The sequence below is a fragment of the Acidovorax sp. GW101-3H11 genome, assembly GCF_001633105.1.
Classification (GTDB): Bacteria; Pseudomonadota; Gammaproteobacteria; order Burkholderiales; family Burkholderiaceae_C; genus Acidovorax.
The window spans coordinates 85,282-100,785 of record NZ_LUKZ01000006.1; the positions used below are offsets into that span (position 1 = coordinate 85,282).

General features: G+C 68.0%; 17 protein-coding genes. 11 read left to right on the plus strand and 6 right to left on the minus strand.

Features of this window, described 5'->3' with window-relative positions:
• Positions 1–22: 22 nt before the first annotated feature.
• Together A1D30_RS05095 and A1D30_RS05100 are read right to left on the minus strand one after the other, a co-directional pair.
• Positions 23–877, minus strand: a complete 855-nt coding sequence (locus A1D30_RS05095; RefSeq protein ID WP_063459709.1) for a biotin--[acetyl-CoA-carboxylase] ligase — start codon at positions 875–877, stop codon at positions 23–25.
• Positions 874–1,428: an SET domain-containing protein-lysine N-methyltransferase gene (locus A1D30_RS05100; RefSeq protein ID WP_063459710.1), complete on the minus strand. Its 555-nt coding sequence runs from the start codon at positions 1,426–1,428 to the stop codon at positions 874–876. Before A1D30_RS05100 ends, A1D30_RS05095 begins: the two co-directional genes overlap by 4 nt.
• Before the next feature lie 121 nt (positions 1,429–1,549).
• On the opposite strand from A1D30_RS05100, the gene A1D30_RS05105 reads away from it, so the two are divergent.
• The 6 genes from A1D30_RS05105 to A1D30_RS05130 all read left to right on the plus strand — a co-directional run bounded on the left by A1D30_RS05105 (position 1,550) and on the right by A1D30_RS05130 (position 7,262).
• The gene (locus A1D30_RS05105) at positions 1,550–4,462 is read left to right on the plus strand and encodes a DNA topoisomerase III (protein WP_063459711.1); all 2,913 of its coding nucleotides are present in this window, start codon (positions 1,550–1,552) and stop codon (positions 4,460–4,462) included.
• Complete coding sequence (locus A1D30_RS05110; protein WP_063459712.1) at positions 4,459–4,680, plus strand: hypothetical protein; 222 nt, start codon at positions 4,459–4,461, stop codon at positions 4,678–4,680. Before A1D30_RS05105 ends, A1D30_RS05110 begins: the two co-directional genes overlap by 4 nt.
• An 88-nt stretch (positions 4,681–4,768) precedes the next feature.
• A complete protein-coding gene (locus tag A1D30_RS05115; RefSeq protein ID WP_242421792.1) occupies positions 4,769–5,542 on the plus strand; it encodes a helix-turn-helix transcriptional regulator in 774 nt (257 codons plus the stop codon).
• 226 nt (positions 5,543–5,768) lie between these two features.
• Complete coding sequence (locus tag A1D30_RS05120; protein ID WP_082836330.1) at positions 5,769–6,362, plus strand: YbhB/YbcL family Raf kinase inhibitor-like protein; 594 nt, start codon at positions 5,769–5,771, stop codon at positions 6,360–6,362.
• Positions 6,363–6,429: 67 nt separating this feature from the next.
• Positions 6,430–6,780, plus strand: coding sequence for a DUF4124 domain-containing protein (locus A1D30_RS05125; protein ID WP_063459714.1), 351 nt, complete (start codon positions 6,430–6,432; stop codon positions 6,778–6,780).
• A gap of 143 nt (positions 6,781–6,923) precedes the next feature.
• Positions 6,924–7,262 (plus strand): DUF2834 domain-containing protein, encoded by a 339-nt coding sequence (locus A1D30_RS05130; RefSeq protein ID WP_063459715.1) that lies wholly within the window; start codon positions 6,924–6,926, stop codon positions 7,260–7,262.
• 74 nt (positions 7,263–7,336) lie between these two features.
• Here the strand turns inward: A1D30_RS05130 and A1D30_RS05135 are convergent, their stop codons facing one another.
• The gene (locus A1D30_RS05135) at positions 7,337–8,170 is read right to left on the minus strand and encodes a helix-turn-helix domain-containing protein (RefSeq protein ID WP_242421793.1); all 834 of its coding nucleotides are present in this window, start codon (positions 8,168–8,170) and stop codon (positions 7,337–7,339) included.
• A gap of 330 nt (positions 8,171–8,500) precedes the next feature.
• Between A1D30_RS05135 and A1D30_RS05140 the strand changes: the two genes are divergently transcribed.
• The 4 genes from A1D30_RS05140 (at position 8,501) to A1D30_RS05155 (ending at position 12,108) form a co-directional block, all read left to right on the plus strand.
• A complete protein-coding gene (locus tag A1D30_RS05140; protein WP_063459717.1) occupies positions 8,501–9,250 on the plus strand; it encodes a tyrosine-protein phosphatase in 750 nt (249 codons plus the stop codon).
• A gap of 183 nt (positions 9,251–9,433) precedes the next feature.
• On the plus strand, positions 9,434–9,919 hold the full coding sequence (locus A1D30_RS05145; RefSeq protein ID WP_063459718.1) for a hypothetical protein: 486 nt from the start codon (positions 9,434–9,436) through the stop codon (positions 9,917–9,919).
• Entirely contained in the window at positions 9,885–10,163 is a 279-nt protein-coding gene (locus tag A1D30_RS25980; protein ID WP_063459719.1) for a hypothetical protein, read from the plus strand. The genes A1D30_RS05145 and A1D30_RS25980 overlap by 35 nt, the downstream gene beginning before the upstream one ends.
• Positions 10,164–10,845: 682 nt before the next feature.
• Positions 10,846–12,108, plus strand: a complete 1,263-nt coding sequence (locus tag A1D30_RS05155; RefSeq protein WP_063459720.1) for a DUF4172 domain-containing protein — start codon at positions 10,846–10,848, stop codon at positions 12,106–12,108.
• A 70-nt stretch (positions 12,109–12,178) separates the two neighbouring features.
• On the opposite strand, the gene A1D30_RS05160 is transcribed toward A1D30_RS05155, so the two are convergent.
• Positions 12,179–12,766 (minus strand): flavin reductase family protein, encoded by a 588-nt coding sequence (locus A1D30_RS05160; RefSeq protein ID WP_063459721.1) that lies wholly within the window; start codon positions 12,764–12,766, stop codon positions 12,179–12,181.
• Between the two features lie 241 nt (positions 12,767–13,007).
• Between A1D30_RS05160 and A1D30_RS05165 the strand changes: the two genes are divergently transcribed.
• Positions 13,008–13,388 carry a VOC family protein gene (locus A1D30_RS05165; RefSeq protein ID WP_063459722.1) on the plus strand — a complete coding sequence of 127 codons (381 nt, stop codon included), beginning with the start codon at positions 13,008–13,010 and terminating at the stop codon, positions 13,386–13,388.
• Positions 13,389–13,395: 7 nt separating this feature from the next.
• Here the strand turns inward: A1D30_RS05165 and A1D30_RS05170 are convergent, their stop codons facing one another.
• Together A1D30_RS05170 and A1D30_RS05175 are read right to left on the minus strand one after the other, a co-directional pair.
• Positions 13,396–14,136, minus strand: a complete 741-nt coding sequence (locus tag A1D30_RS05170; RefSeq protein WP_242421794.1) for a hypothetical protein — start codon at positions 14,134–14,136, stop codon at positions 13,396–13,398.
• A 69-nt stretch (positions 14,137–14,205) separates the two neighbouring features.
• Positions 14,206–15,453: a hypothetical protein gene (locus tag A1D30_RS05175; RefSeq protein WP_063459723.1), complete on the minus strand. Its 1,248-nt coding sequence runs from the start codon at positions 15,451–15,453 to the stop codon at positions 14,206–14,208.
• Positions 15,454–15,504: the final 51 nt, after the last annotated feature.

Consider the following 15,504-nt stretch of genomic DNA (forward strand, 5'->3'; position numbering starts at 1 on the left):
GAGGGCCTTTCTGTGGGCGTTCTTAAACCGGCGGAACGGCGCTGGGCCGGACGCTGATTTCAGAACTGGTGATGGCCTGCATGCCACCGGCTGTGTGCACCAGCAGCGCGCCATCATCGCCCACGCCATGCGCGGTGCCGGTGTGGCCGTCGCTCAGCGTCACCGCGCGGCCCTGCAGCACATCACGTGCCGCAAACCGGGGCTGCATGGGCGCAAAGCCATAGCCTTCAAAGGCCTGCAGCATGGCCACCAGCGGGGGCACGATGCGCAGCAGGGCGGTGGGCGCATCCAGGCCCGGCTCCACGTCCTGCAGGCTGCCGGGGGGCATGCTCATGCCCTCGGGGCTGCGCGGCAGCACGTTGATGCCAATGCCCACCACCACATAGCGCGCGGTGCTGGTGCTGGCCTGCGAGGCCACCGCCTGGGGCGCCACAAAGCTGGCGGTCTCCACCAGAATGCCGCCCAGCTTGCGGTCGCCCGCCGCGCCGCCCAGCCACAGGTCGTTGGGCCACTTCAGGCCGACGCGCGCGGGCTGGCCTGCGCCCAGGGGCGGCAGCACGGGTTGCAGGCTCTCGGCCACGCTCACACCCACAGCCAGCGAGAGGCCGGACCAGTCCTTGGGCGCCAGCGGCAACCCCAGAGACATCATCAGTGAAGCCCCCACATCGCTTTGCCACACCCGCCCCAGCCGCCCGCGCCCGGCGGTCTGCTGCTCGGCCACCAGCAGGGTGGGCTCGCACTGGCCTGCACGCGCGCGACGCATGAGTTCGGTGTTGGTGGAGTCGATGGTGGGCAGCACCTCGACGGTAAAGCCCGGTAACAGCGGTGACACTGCTTCCCAGACGGCCTCGGCAGGCCAGCGGATGGGGGCATTCATCGCCCGGCCTTTTTGGCGGCCTTGGCGGAGGGTTTGGATGGCGGCAGCGGCACGGGCGGCGCCCAGCCGCGCTTGGGCGCGAGCAGCGTGCCCCGGCAGTTGTTGCTGCCGCACCAGCAGGGGTATTCGGCCTTGAGCTTCGGGGTGTAGCGCTCTTCGATGATCAGGCCGTAGTCGTAATTCAACTCTTCCCCGGCCTTGATGTTGCGCAGCGCGGTGATGAAGATGCGCTTGTCTTGCTCGTCGGCGTAGCAGTTGGGGTTGCAGCTGTGGTTGATCCAGCGCGACGAATTGCCGCCGAACTTTGCGTCGATCACATGGTCTTCATCCACATGGAAGTAGAACGTGTGGTTGGGTTGCAGCGGGTCGTGCGGGTGGCGGTCCTGCGCTTCCTGCCAGCCGATCACTTCGCCCGTGTATTCGACAAGGACTTCGCCCTCCGCAATATCCTGCACGGCAAAAACGCCCTTGCCGTGCACGCCCGAGCGCCGGGTCTGGATGCGGCGGCCTGGTGCAACAGGGGGGGCAGCGGGCGGTGCGGTGCGGGGCATGGCAAAAACTCTGTTAACTTGAATATGCACACACATGCGCGTGCGCGTGTACGCGTGAGGCAACGAATTGTAGAAGCGACCGGCCGGATGCCGGACAGCCAGACTGGCGAGAAACCAAAAAATGACCAAGACCCTGGTAATTGCAGAAAAACCCTCGGTGGCGCAAGACATCGTGCGCGCACTGACCCCCGTGGCGGGCAAGTTCGACAAGCACGAAGACCACTTCGAGAACGACCGCTATGTAGTCACCAGCGCCGTGGGCCACCTGGTGGAGATCCAGGCGCCCGAGCAGTTCGACGTGAAGCGCGGCAAGTGGAGCTTTGCCCACCTGCCCGTGATCCCGCCGTTCTTTGACCTCAAGCCCGTGGACAAGACCAAGAGCCGCCTGAACGCGGTGGTCAAGCAGGCCAAGCGCAAGGACGTGACCGAACTCATCAACGCCTGTGACGCGGGCCGCGAGGGCGAGCTGATCTTCCGCTTGATCGAGCAGTACGCCGGTGGTGCCAAACCCCTGGGCAAACCCGTCAAGCGCCTGTGGCTGCAGTCCATGACGCCCCAGGCCATCCGCGACGGCTTCAGCGCGCTGCGTACCGAGCAGCAGATGGCGGGCCTGGCCCACGCAGCGCGCAGCCGCTCCGAGGCCGACTGGCTGGTCGGTATCAACGGCACGCGCGCCATGACGGCGTTCAACTCCCGTGACGGTGGCTTCTTCCTGACCACCGTGGGCCGCGTGCAGACGCCCACGCTGTCGCTGGTGGTGGAGCGCGAAGAAAAGATCCGCAAGTTCATCAGCCGCGACTACTGGGAGATCCACGCCACCTTCGGCGCACAGGCCGGTGAATACCCCGCCAAGTGGTTCGACCCCAAGTGGAAGAAGGGCGAGGATGTGGAAGCCCGCGCCGACCGCGTGTGGTCTGCCGCAGAAGCCCAGGCGATTGCCAACGCCGTGCGCGGCAAGCAGGCCACGGTCACCGAAGAGAGCAAGCCCACCACGCAAGCCTCGCCCCTGCTGTTCGACCTGACCAGCCTGCAGCGCGAGGCCAACGGCAAGTTCGGCTTCAGTGCCAAGACCACGCTGGCCCTGGCGCAGAGCCTGTACGAACGCCACAAGGCCCTGACCTACCCACGGACCGACTCCCGCGCGCTGCCCGAGGACTACCTGCCCGTGGCCAAGCAGACCTTCGAGATGCTGGCCGACAGCGGCATGCGCCATCTGGCCCCGCACGCGCTCACCGCGCTGAACAACAACTACGTGCGCCCGTCCAAGCGTATCTTCGACAACAGCAAGGTGAGCGATCACTTTGCCATCATCCCCACGTTGCAGGCGCCCAGCGGCCTGTCTGAAGCCGAGCAGAAGCTGTACGACCTGGTCGTGCGCCGCTTCATGGCCGTGTTCTTCCCAAGCGCTGAATACACCGTCACTACCCGCATCAGCACCGTGGCGCCCCACAGCTTCAAGACCGAAGGCAAGGTGCTGGTCAAGCCGGGCTGGCTGGCCATCTACGGCAAGGAAGCGGCCGAGGAGGTGGAAGGCGGGAAGGACGGCGACAAGGGCCAGAACCTGGTGCCCGTGAAGCCCGGTGAAATGGTCAACACCCTGCAGGTGGACCCCAAGGGCCTCAAGACCAAACCGCCCGCACGTTATTCCGAAGCCACGCTGCTGGGCGCCATGGAAAGCGCCGGCAAGCAGATCGACGACGACGAGTTGCGCGAAGCCATGCAGGAAAAAGGCCTGGGCACGCCAGCCACGCGCGCGGCCATCATCGAAGGCCTGCTGACCGAAAAGTACATGCTGCGCGAAGGCCGCGAAATCATCCCCACGGCCAAGGCGTTTCAACTGATGACGCTGCTGCGCGGGCTGGAGGTCGAAGAACTCTGCCGCGCCGACCTGACCGGCGAGTGGGAGTTCAAGCTCTCGCAAATGGAAAAGGGCCTGCTCAGCCGCGAATCCTTCATGGCCGAGATCGCCGCCATGACCGAGCGCATGGTCAAGAAGGCCAAGGAATACGACCGCGACACCATCCCCGGCGACTACGCCACGCTCGAATCGCCGTGCCCCAACTGCGGTGGCGTGGTCAAAGAGAACTACCGCCGCTTTGCCTGTGTAGGCAAGGCGGGCGCCGAGGGCTGTGGCTTCAGCTTCGGCAAGTCGCCCGCAGGCCGCACCTTTGAAACCGCCGAGGCCAACACCCTGCTGCGCGACAAGAAGATCGGCCCGCTGGAGGGCTTCCGCTCCAAGGCAGGCTGGCCCTTCACGTCCGAGATCGTCATTAAGTATGACGACGAGGCGCACAACTACAAGCTCGAATTCGACTTTGGCGACGACAAGAAGGGCGAAGAGTCTGGCGAGATCGTGGAGTTTGAAGACGCCTCGCTGGGCGCCTGCCCCATCTGCGGCTCGGAAGTGCACGAACACGGCAGCAACTACGTGTGCAGCAAGGCCGTGCCCACCACCGCGCAGCCCACGCCCAGCTGCACCTTCAAAAGCGGCAAGATCATCCTGCAGCAGCCCGTGGAGCGCGAGCAGATGACCAAGCTGCTGGACACGGGCAAGACCGACCTGCTCGACAAGTTTGTGAGCATGCGCACGCGCCGGAACTTCAAGGCCCACCTGGCGTGGGACAAGGAGGCGGGCAAGGTCAACTTTGAATTTGCGCCCAGCAAGTTCCCGCCGCGCCCCGGCGCTGCTGCAAAAACAGTAGCTGCCAAGGCAAGTAAGACGGGCGCAGCGGCCAAAAAAGCCCCTGCAAAGAAGGCCGCTGCCAAAACCACGGCCGCCAAAGCCCCGCGCAAGGCGGCTGCAGGCAAAGCGCCCAGCGCCGCCCTGGCCGCCGTGATTGGCAACGAGCCGGTGGCCCGGCCTGAGGCCGTGAAGAAGATGTGGGAGTACATCAAGACCCACAACCTGCAGGACCCCAAGGACAAGCGCACCATCGTGGCCGACGACAAGCTGCGCGCCGTGTTTGGCAAGGACAGCGCAGGCATGTTCGAGCTGGCGGGCATCCTCGGCAACCACCTGGGCGGCGAAGGATGACGCCCCACGGCGCCAAGCCCGCCGCATCGCCCGCCCTGGGCGTGTGGCGCACCGCGCTGGTGGCCGTGGCGGTTGCCGCTGTGCTGGGCGGTTGCAGCAGCACGCCGGGCTCCGCACGGTCCAGCGACCCCGCCAGCCCGAAGCCATCGCAGGGCGCCAGCGGCGTGACCGTGTTTGGCGACATCGATGTGGGCGTGACGCGAGAGCGCACGCGCTGACGGCACCCCGCGCCCGCGCGAAGCCTGCCGCCGCCCAGCACGGCGCAGCGCGATGGATGGAGCGGGCGCCGCACGGGAGAGAAAGATGATGGAACCCGCACTGTCCCTGCAGATCGCCACCGCCGTCCACCACCGCATCCACACCGTCACGGTGCGCATGGATTCGGTGGGCTGGGTGGTGTCGGGCACCAAACACCTGGTCACGCCCGGGGGCGGGCATCGCTACCCCAGCGGTCGCGTGTTTGTGCTGCCACGCGGCGCGCAGTGGGAAATCGTCAACGACCCCGCCCCGCAGGGCCGCTATGTGGCGCGGCTCCTTTGTTTTGCGCCCGAGCTGGTGGCGCAGTTCCACCGCCAGTTCGGCCAGTTTGCAGCCGTGCCCGCAGTGCAAGGCTGCGCGGGCCTGGCGGCGGATGCGGCGTTTGAAGACAGCTACCGGCGCGCCGTGGCCGCGCTGGAGAGCGACACCAGCTCGCAGGCCCTGCGCGAACACCGCGCGCTCGAAGTGCTGCTGATGCTGGCCGAGGCGGGCATCGTGTTTGCCCCGCCCGGCGAACTGGGCTGGGCCGAGCGTGTGCGCCGCCTCATCGGCCCCAGCCCCCAGGCCGACTGGACGCTGGAGCGCATCGCCGCCGCGTTTGCGATGAGCGCCAGCACCCTGCAGCGCCGCCTGGCCCAAGAGGGCGAAACCGTGAGCCAGTGCCTGCGCGACGTGCGGCTGGAGACGGGCCTGGTGCTGCTGCAAAGCTCCGCGCTGCAGGTGTCCGAGATCGCGGCACGCTGCGGGTACGAATCGCACAGCCGCTTCAGCGCCGCATTCCGCGAGCGTTTTGGATTTCCGCCATCGCAGCTGCGCCCCTGATGCTGAATCGAAGCACCCTCTCCAACAACAAAACCCGTTCACGCTGAGCTTGTCGAAGCGCCGCGAGAGGCTTCGACAAGCTCAGCCAGAACGGTGGTGCTGGATCGGACGCAGGCCCCCCTGACGCGCCGCGCACAACCTTTGACGCCGCCGGGCCAGCGCCACGGCGCGGCGCACCGCACCATCAAGGCCTTGTTTCACCCCGCTATCGCAAGGAGCCTTTCTGATGTCTTTTCCTCTTTCGCGCCCCCTTCGCGCCCTCACCGCCGCCACCACCCTGGGCCTTGCACTGGCCGCCCCAGCCCAGGCCTTCACGCTCACCAGCCCCGACTTTGCCGAAGGCAGCATGCTGCCCCAGCGCTTCGAGTTCAAGGGCTTTGGCTGCGCGGGCGATAACCAGTCGCCCGCCCTGCGCTGGAGCGGCGCACCCGCAGGCACGCAGAGCTTTGCCATCACCGCCTACGACCCCGACGCGCCCACGGGCTCGGGCTGGTGGCATTGGTCGGTGGTCAACATCCCCGCCAGCACGGCCGAGCTGCGGCCCGACGCGGGCGCTGCAGGCGGTGCCAAGCTGCCCGCAGGCGCCAGCCATGTGCGCATCGACTACGGCGTGGCCGCCTGGGGCGGCACCTGCCCGCCCGAGGGCGATGCGCCGCACCGCTACATCTTCACCGTGCATGCACTCAAGGTGCCGCGCCTGGACCTGCCCGCCGACGCCACCGCCGCGCTGGCCGGGTACATGATCAACGCCAACAGCCTGGGCAAGGCCACGCTCACGGCGCGCTACGGGCGCCCTGCGGCCAAAGGCAAGCAGCCGTGACCGTGTGGGGTGGGGCGCTGTGATGTTTTAAGCTCGGTGGTCCTCCACCCCACCACAGGCCCACCCCATGCGCAGCACCCGCGAACGAGCCCTCTGGTCCCTTCTGGCCGCACTGCTGCTGGCCGCCGCAGCGGCGGCCTGGTGGACATCCGACCAGTGGCTGCCCCAGGCCGGGCCCTGGACCGAACAGGCCTGGAAAAAGATCACCCGTCCCGGGCCCGAATCCCTGCCGCCCGACAAGCGCCCCGCTGCCACTCAGGCCCGCCCCGCGCAAGCGGGTGCATCCCAGCCCGTGGCCCCACAGCCGCGCAAATGTGTGCGGGACGGCCGCACCACCTACACCGACCAGCCCTGCCCCCAGGGCAGCCAGGAGCTGCCGGTGGATGGCGCAGTCACGTCGCTGCCGCCTGCGCAGTAAGCGGCTGATCTGCCACCAGTGGCGCGCTGGCCCGTGGGGCAGATGTCGTTTTTTTCCTAGCCCGCGAGGGGGCTGCGCGGATTCAATCGGTGCATTGACTCACTACCTCAGGCCTCTCTCATTTTTGGGGGCCACATGCACCGATGCACCACCACCAACCCCTGCGCGTTTTTCTTTTCCTGCTGGCCGCACTGGGCCTGGCCGTCCCCTGGTACTTCAACACCTTGTACTTTCTGGCCGGTGGCAGTGTGATGCCCGATGTCTTCTGGCGCGACGCCTTTGCCAATGCGCTCACCACCGGCATCACCTGCGACGTGTACCTGGCCGCCGTGGCGTTCTCGGCCTGGGTGGCGGCCGACCGCCGCCTGGGCGCGTGGCGCTGGGCCTGCATCGCGGCCTGCTTTGGCATTGGCCTCGCGTTTGTGATGCCGCTGTACCTGGCTCAGCGCTTGCGCATGGACGCAGCCCGCTCCGGCGGTTGATACCGGTTTGCGTTCAATCAACAAAAGCCGTTCGGGCTGAGCCTGTCGAAGCCTTGCGTGGCGCTTCGACAGGCTCAGCGTGAACGGACTTGTATTTTTGAACGCATACCAGTACGACCCGGCTGCGCCTGCGCGCCCACCTGCAGGGGCCAGTGTTCGGTGACCGGGCTGCGGCTGCCCTGTACCAGGGCCTGCAGCGGCTGGCCCGCCAGCCTGCGCACATCGCGCGCCATGTGCGACTGGTCGTAGTAGCCCTGGTCCACCGCCAGGCCCACCACCGGGCTGCCGGGCGCGGCCAGGGCGTTGCCCAACGTGTTGTTCAGCCGCGCAATCACCTGAAACTGCTTGGGCGACATGCCCCAATGCGCCACAAAGCGCCGTTCAAACTGCCGCTGGCTCAGGCCCAAGGGTTGGCACGCGCCCGTGGCGTTGTCGCTGGCTGCCTGCAGCAGGGTCAGCGCCTGCTGCCGACGCGTTTCGCAGGGCGATGGCGGTGCAACCCGCTGGCGGATGAAGTCGCACAGCATCTGCAGCCGCGCACCATCGTCTGCCGCCGCGCGCACCGCGTGTTCCACCTCAGCCCACCCGGGGCCCACCAGTTCGGCCAGCGGCCGCAGCGTGTTCACCAGCCCGCACGCGCTGGCAAACAGCGCCGCAGCCGCCTCGGGCTGCAGCACCAGCCCCACGGCCTGCACCGGCCCGCTGTGTTCATACACCGTGGCCGTGGTGCTGGCGCTCATCCAGGCCGCTGGCGGCACGGGCGCGCCCCGGCACACCACCTGCCCGGCCAGCCGCACCACCAACATGCTCGACACCATGGCCGGGAAATGCGACTGTGCCAGCGCCACTGGAGCATCGACCACCACGGCGGCCATCAGCCAGGGCTGTAAATCGGAGGGGACGGGCATCAGGCGCTGCATGCCCGGATTCTGCACACCGAGGGACCCTCTGCACGAATCACCGCGCCGTGTGCATCTGCGGACTCGGGCGGCCTGCGGCGTTGCAAATACTCGCAATAGCTACGGCTATTGCTGCGTTTTGCGCCTTGCAGCCCATCCCGACCCGCAGCGCACACTTGCCGCTCGATTCGTGCAGAGGATCCCTAGGGCCAGGCGTGGTGGCCAATCCACCAGCGCCTTGGCAGGTGCGCCAGCCACCCGCGCGACACGCGCCTGCCGCGCGCCCCGACTATGCTTTGCGCTTCGCCCACCGGCCCACGCACACCCGCGCCCCGCACCATGCAGCCCACCCCCACCCGATCCCTGCCCATGGCAGGCGCCACCAACTTCCGCGACCTGGGCGGCTACACCGGCCACGGCGGGCGGCCCGTGAAGTGGCGGCGCATCTTCCGCTCCGACCACCTGGCGGGCCTGACCGCACAAGACCAGGCCCTGCTGGCCGAGCTGGGCGTGGCCCGCGCGGTGGACTTTCGTGGCCAGGCCGAAAGCGCCGCCTACGCCTACGCACTGCCCGGCGTGGCCTACCACCCCCTGCACATCGAGCCCACCGTGGTGCAGCGTGCACTGGAGCTGCAACGCACCGGCCGCCAGCTCACCGCCCAAGACGCAGTGGGCCTGATGCAGGACACCTACCGGGGCTTTGTGCACGACAACGCCCCGCGTTTTGCCGAGCTGTTCCGTCTGCTGCTGGCCAGCGACGCGCCCATGGTGTTCCACTGCACCGCAGGCAAAGACCGTACCGGCTTTGCCGCCGCCCTCATCCTGCTCACGCTGGGCGTGCCACGCGACGTGGTCATGCACGACTACCTGCTCACCAACGCGCTCTACCAACGCCCGCCCGGCATGGGCGGCCACGCCCCCGAAGAAGTGCTGGCCGTGCTGTGGCGCGTGCAGGAGGAGTTTCTGGACGCCGCCCTGCACATGGTGGACAACGACTTTGGCGGCGTGCATGCGTATCTGGTGGATGTGCTGGGCGTGGATGCCGTTGCGCAGAAGGAATTGGCGGGGCGGTACCTGCAGGCGGTGTGACGCCCTGATGCGCCTTGCTGGTTGGCGTGCGCGCAGCCTACCGACCACGGCGCACTGTTGCTTGTGCGCTGCAGGCCCCTGTTTTTTCTGCGGCGCGCGGCCGATGCCCCGGATTCAGCGGGCCCGCGTGGGTAGCATGCCCAGCTTTACTTTTCTGCTGCGCTTTGGTGCGCCCATGCTCTCATGATCCGACTGGTACTGATCGCCCTGGTGTTGCTGGGCGGCTTTTATGCGCATGGCCGTTTGGCGTTTTCCGAGCCGCGCGTGATGGGCTGGATGACACAACACGCTGCGCGCAGCATGCAGGGCGACAGCGTGGCCTGTGATGACTACGCCGACGACCTCAAGGTCGAGCTGACCGCCAAAGGCCAGCGCGGGCGCTGGGAGGTCGAGGGCGGCAAGGCCGAGATGTGTGGCTATCTCAAGCAATCGGCGGCCGCGTTGACGGTGCTGCAGGCCACCACCCAAACCGAGTTCGACAACGTGCGCATCACACGCGGCGGCTTTCCATGGACCACCGCCCGGCTGCAGTACACCCAGCGCACCACCGTGCAGGCAGGCGGCCTGCCCAGCATGACGGTGACCAGCGAAGACGCGCTGGTGCTGGCCCGCACCCCCGGCGGCCTGCGCATCCGTGAGCTGCAGTCGCAGTCGTCGGGCGGGCTGTGAGGGCGGAGGGGGCACGGGCGCGGCATGCCGCTGGCGCAAGTTCACCCACGAGCAAATCAAGGCCCGTGGCGGCGACCTGGACATCGGCTGGCTCAAAGACGACAGCGCAGAAACGGTAGACGCCCAGCACGACGAACCCGCACTGGTGGCCCGCATGGTGATGCGCGAGTTGAACGCCGCTATGGCCGACCTGCGCACCGAAGTGCTGGGTGGCGCAGACCGTGCAAATATGGCGACCAGCTGATCGAGCGCGTGGGCGAGCAACTGACGCAAGAGTTTGGCCGTGGGTTTGAGGCCAAAACCTGCGCCGCATGGTGAAGTTTGCACAGGCTTACCCGCAGCCAGAAATTATCGCGACGCTGTCGCGACAATTGAGCTGGAGCCACTTTGTGAACCTGCTGCCCCTTAGAACCTGTTCAAAATCTTTTCGGGGATCGCATTGGAGTGCAATCGGGATGAGTGGATGCCTCGGATGCGCCGCATGGGCTCATGCCCATGCAAGCAGCCGGGGCGTCCAATCGCCCGATTTCACTCCAACCCTTCGGGCAAGTGCCTTGCCGGGCGGTCTGCGGCGTTGCGGCGCTTGCCAATAGCCGAGCTATTGGCGGCGCACCGCGCCTAGCATCCCATCCCGGCAAGGGACTTGTGCGACCCTGAAAAGATCTTGAACAGGTTCTTAAAACCGAGGTCACACGCCAGTTCTACGCCAGCCAGGCCGCCACCCACACCTGGAGCGTGTGCTAGCGGCCAATTTCGTCTTGAATCTGCCTCGTTCCCCAGGCATTGCATCGTTCACTGAAAGCAAGGCCCTACGGGTTCATTTGCCCAGCCATCTGGCTGTTTGTGCAAGGTTTCCACCAGAGGCTTGAGCCGTATTTTTGTAAATACGGCTCAAAAAATGAGCCGTATTTCCTACAATGCGGCTCATGCCTCCCTCTTCAACGCCTCTTCCGTCACCCCGCTACCTGTGGCAGCAGCCCGGTTGGCCCACCCTGCAAGTGGATGTGGTGGCGCTCGCACAGGCTCTTGACTCGGCACGCATCGAGCAGGGCCGTCTGCTGGGGTTGCTGGATGCCATTGGCCTGTGGCCCGCGCAAGAAATTGCCCGAGATTTGTGGGTGCAAGAGGCGCTGGCCACCGCGCAGATTGAGGGGCAGCGGCTGGATTTGGAGGCGGTGCGTTCGTCCGTGGCGCGGCGCTTGGGGCTGGAAGACGATGGAGTCCCTGCTGCGTCCAACCGGTCTGTGGAGGGGCTGGTGGATGTGATGCAGGACGCAGTAGAGCGCTGCACCGCTCCCGTGGATGCGGACAGGCTCTGGCGTTGGCAGTCGGCGCTGTTTCCGGGGGGCACGTCGGGTATCCAGCGCATCACCGTGGGCCGGTGGCGGGACCACGAAGACCCCATGCAGATCGTGAGCGGGCCGATGGGTCGTGAGGTGGTGCACTACGAGGCGCCACCATCACATCAGGTGCCCGCTGAAATGGCGCAGTTCATTGCGTGGTTTGACGCGACGCAGCCCTCCGCCGTTGCGCCGGGTGTGCCAGCGGCGACAGGCCGCTTGAATGGGCTGGTGCGCGCTGCCTTGGCGCACCTGTGGTTTGAGACGGTGCACCCGTTTGAAGACGGCAATGGCCGCATTGGCCGGGCGCTGGCCGACATGGCATTGGCACAAGACCTGGCGGCACAGCAAGCGGGCAGTGCTGCAGGACCGGAGCAGTCTCTGCGCTTCTCCGCCCCCATATTCGGCATGGCGCGCCACATGCTGGCGAAACGCGCCGCGTACTACGACGCGCTCAATGCCGCCCAAAAAGGCACGCTCGACGTGACGGCATGGGTGCTGTGGTTTGTGCAGGCATTTGCGCAGGGGTGCATCGCATCGCAGGCCGTGGTGCGGCAAGCGGTGGACAAAGCCGCATTCAGGGCGCGCATGGTCGGTGCGGGTGTCAATGCGCGCCAAGTCAAGGTGCTGGAGCGCCTGATGACGGCAGGCAGTGTGGAGCTGGGGGGCGGCTTCTTGGGTGGCCTGACGGCCGACAAGTACACCAAGCTTGCCGGTACCAGCAAGCCCACGGCCACGCGAGACTTGGCGGACCTGGTGGACAAAGGTCTGTTGCTGGTAAGCGGCCAAGGCAAGGGCACGCGTTATGCGATTGCGGTGCCTGGGTGGACGCAGCCTGCGGTGGAATAGCCCTGCGTGCCCCCCAGCAGCTGCCCCTGCTGCTGAATCACCAAGCATGGCCCCGGCCTTGAACGCGGTCCTACACCCGCACCGACACCCCCGTCGCATAAAACTGCCCCCCCGCCACGTAGTGCAGCGTGCGCAGCTCCTCCGGCGTGGTGTCGAACTCCCAGTGCCCTTGGCGGAACACGCGCTCATCTGCCCAGGCGGCCACCACCTCGCCGATGAACAGGTCGTAGGCCTGCTGGTTGTGGGGCTCGGGCAGCACGCGGCACAGGAGCCAGGCGGCGCAGCCTTGCACCAGCGGGGGCGTGGTGTGCGCGGGGTGGCCGGGGGCGCTGAACAGTTCCACGCCATGGCGCTGGAGCTTGTCGGGCTGGGTCTTGGCGCTGTCGGTGCCCAGGGCGACGGTGAGGGCGGCCAGGGGCACGGTGGGCAGTTGCAGGGCGAACTGGCCGCTGGCCTCCACCAGCTCGCGGGTGCGCGTGGCCTTGTCGAGCACCACCGTGACCTTGGGCGGCGCAAAGTCCAGCGCGCAGGCCCAGGACGCCGCCATCACGTTGTGCTGGCCCGCGTGGGCGGCCGACACCAGCACAGTGGGGCCGTGGTTGAGCAGGCGGTAGGCCTTGTCGAGGGGGACGGGGCGGGCGTGGGGCGGGGTGGGCATGTGGGGCGGCGCGTTGGGCGCTGTGGATGGGGGTTGGTTGCTATGTATTTAATAGCTGCTGGCGCATGATGGTCGCGCGCAGACGGCCATTTTGGCTTGAAAAACTGGGGCGAGACAGCCGCAGGGTTTTGGAGAAAGCCGCGCACCCGGGGCCGCGCCGTCCCGGTGCTACCAACAAGTAACATGCTCTTGCTGCTCAGCTTCTATCAACTGCCCCCCGGGGCCCTATGGAGACAACACGATGTTCAGTCATGTGATGGTCGGCGTGAACGACCTGGAGGTGTCGAAGGTGTTCTACGACGCGCTGCTCGGCACGCTGGGTGTGCCGCCCGGTGTGGCCAACAAGAACCGCTATTTCTACCGGGGCCCACACGGCACGTTTTGCATCACCACGCCCATCAACGGCGAGCCCGCCACCTTTGCCAATGGCGGCACCATCGGGTTTGCGATGCAGTCGCCCGAGCAGGCCGATGCCTTCCACGCCGCCGGGGTGGCGCATGGCGGCACCACCTGCGAAGACCCGCCGGGCTGGCGCGAAGGCCCGGGCGGGCGGCTCTACCTGGCCTATGTGCGCGATCCGGACGGCAACAAGCTCTGCGCGCTGCACCGCCCGCCGAAGTGATGCGGGTTCAGGCGCTCTGGCTCTGGGCGCCGGGGCGCCGCACCGCGCGCACCTTGCCGCTGCCGCCGCCACCGCAGTAGAAGAGGCCTGCCCCGTCGGATTCGAGCCCGCTCACGCCTACGCCAGCGGGCATGTCCAGCTGCTGCAGCACGGCGCCGCTGGTGGGGTCGATGTGGCGCAGGCTGCTTTCCTCGCCCTCCCAGGTGCCGTGCCACAGCTCGCCGTCCACCCAGGTCACGCCGGTGACGAAGCGGTTGGATTCGATGGTGCGGCGGATCGCGCCCGTGGCGGGGTCGATCTGGTGGATCTTGCGGTCGCGGTATTGGCCCACCCACAGGCTGCCTTCGGCCCAGGTCAGGCCCGAGTCGTTGCCGCAGCCGGGCGCGGGGATGGTGGCCAGCACCTGGCCCGTGGCGGGGTCGATCTTGTCGATGCGCGCCTCGGCGATCTGGTAGAGGTGCGTGCCATCGAACGCAGTGCCCGCGTCGCACACCACGTCCAGCGTGTGGGTGGTGGCGCCGCTGGCCGGGTCAAAGCCCACCAGTCGCTCGCCCGTGGCGGCCCACACACGCTGGCCGTCGTGCGTCACGCCGTGGATGGCGCTTGCGCTGCCAAAGGGGCCGTACTCGCGCACCACCTCGGCGGGGCGGCGCGAGGCAATGGGCAGCTGCAGGTGCGATGGGGGCGTGTCGCCGGGCTGGCTGCTGCAGGCGGTGTCGCGGGTGGCTTCCAGGGTGGTGTCGGTCATGTCGATGGCTCCTTGCGGGGGGTGCCCGGTGCACGCGGATGAGATGGTGCGGTGGGCGGTGTGGCCACTTTAGGGATTTGGCTGCGTGGTGGGGAGTAACAAGATCGTCGTGAATCCCACCAGCGGCGCGGCCACCCAGCGGCGGGCGCGGGCCTGGCCGATGGCGCGCACCTGGCCGTTGCTTTCCAGCTCGGCCAGCGCGCGTTGCACGGTGCGCTGGCTGTCGCCCAGCGCCAGTGCCAGGGCCGATGTGGACCAGGCCGCGCCGTCGGCGAGCAGCGCCAGCAGCGCGCCCTGTTCGCCATCCACCGGGGGGGCGAGCACGGCCACGGTGCGGCCCGCCAAAGGCCGCAGCACAAAGCCGCGCGCCGTGGCCTCCACGCCCGCCAGCGGTGCGATGAGCTTGCGCAGGCGGCCCATCTCCACGCGCAGCCGGGCGCGGTGCGTCTCGTCGGGGTGGCGGGTGCGGAACACGCTGGCAATCAGCGCCTCGCGGTCCACATCGCCCGGCCAGGCCTGGGCCAGTGCGCGCACCAGCGCAAACAGCACGGGGCGGCGCGCCAGGGGCAGCGCCACGCCGCTGGCATGCACGGCGTGGCGGCAGGCATCGACCACCAGCGTGTGGCCGGATGCACGCAGTGCGGCCACGTCTTGCAGCCGCAGCGCCTGCTCGCCGCCCGGCGCCAGCAGGCGCGCAGCGGGCTGGGCCAGCAGCGCACGCGCGTGGGCCACCTCGGCCTGCAGGGCGGGCACACCGGCATGTTGCGCGGCCCGCTCGGCGTGTTGTAGGGCTGCATGGGCGGCGTCGGTGTGCAGCGCGCGCAGCGCCAGTTCTGCGCGGGTGAGTGCGGCCACGGTGGCCAGCGGGGCGGGCAGGTGAATGGGTGTGCTGTCGTTCGGGTGGGCCGCCAGAAGGGCAGATGCCTCGGCCAGCTGCCCCAGCAGCACCAGCCTGCGCGCCGCCACCAGCCGGGCTTGCAGCGCGTTGGTGGTGTCGCCGTGGGCCTGCAGCGTGTGGGCCGCTGCCAGCAGGGCTGCGGGGCCCTTGCCGCCATCGCCGCCCAGGTCGCGCTGGGCCAGGGCCACCTCGGCCTCGGCCACCACGCAGCGGGCGCGGGCCACGGGCTCGTGCGCGCCAAACGCGCGGGCGGCGCGGCGCAGCAGTTCGCGGGCGCGCGGGTGTTCGCCCAGCTGGGCCATGGCAATGCCGCGCAGGGCCAGCGCAGGCGGGTCGTCGCGCAAGGCCACGCGCTGCAGCGCGGTGAGGGCGTCGCCCCCCGCCAGCGCGCGGGCGGCGGCAGCAATCATCGAATCCATGGCGACAGACTACACGCCCCGTCCCGGTGGAGGTGCGGGATACTCTCGCCC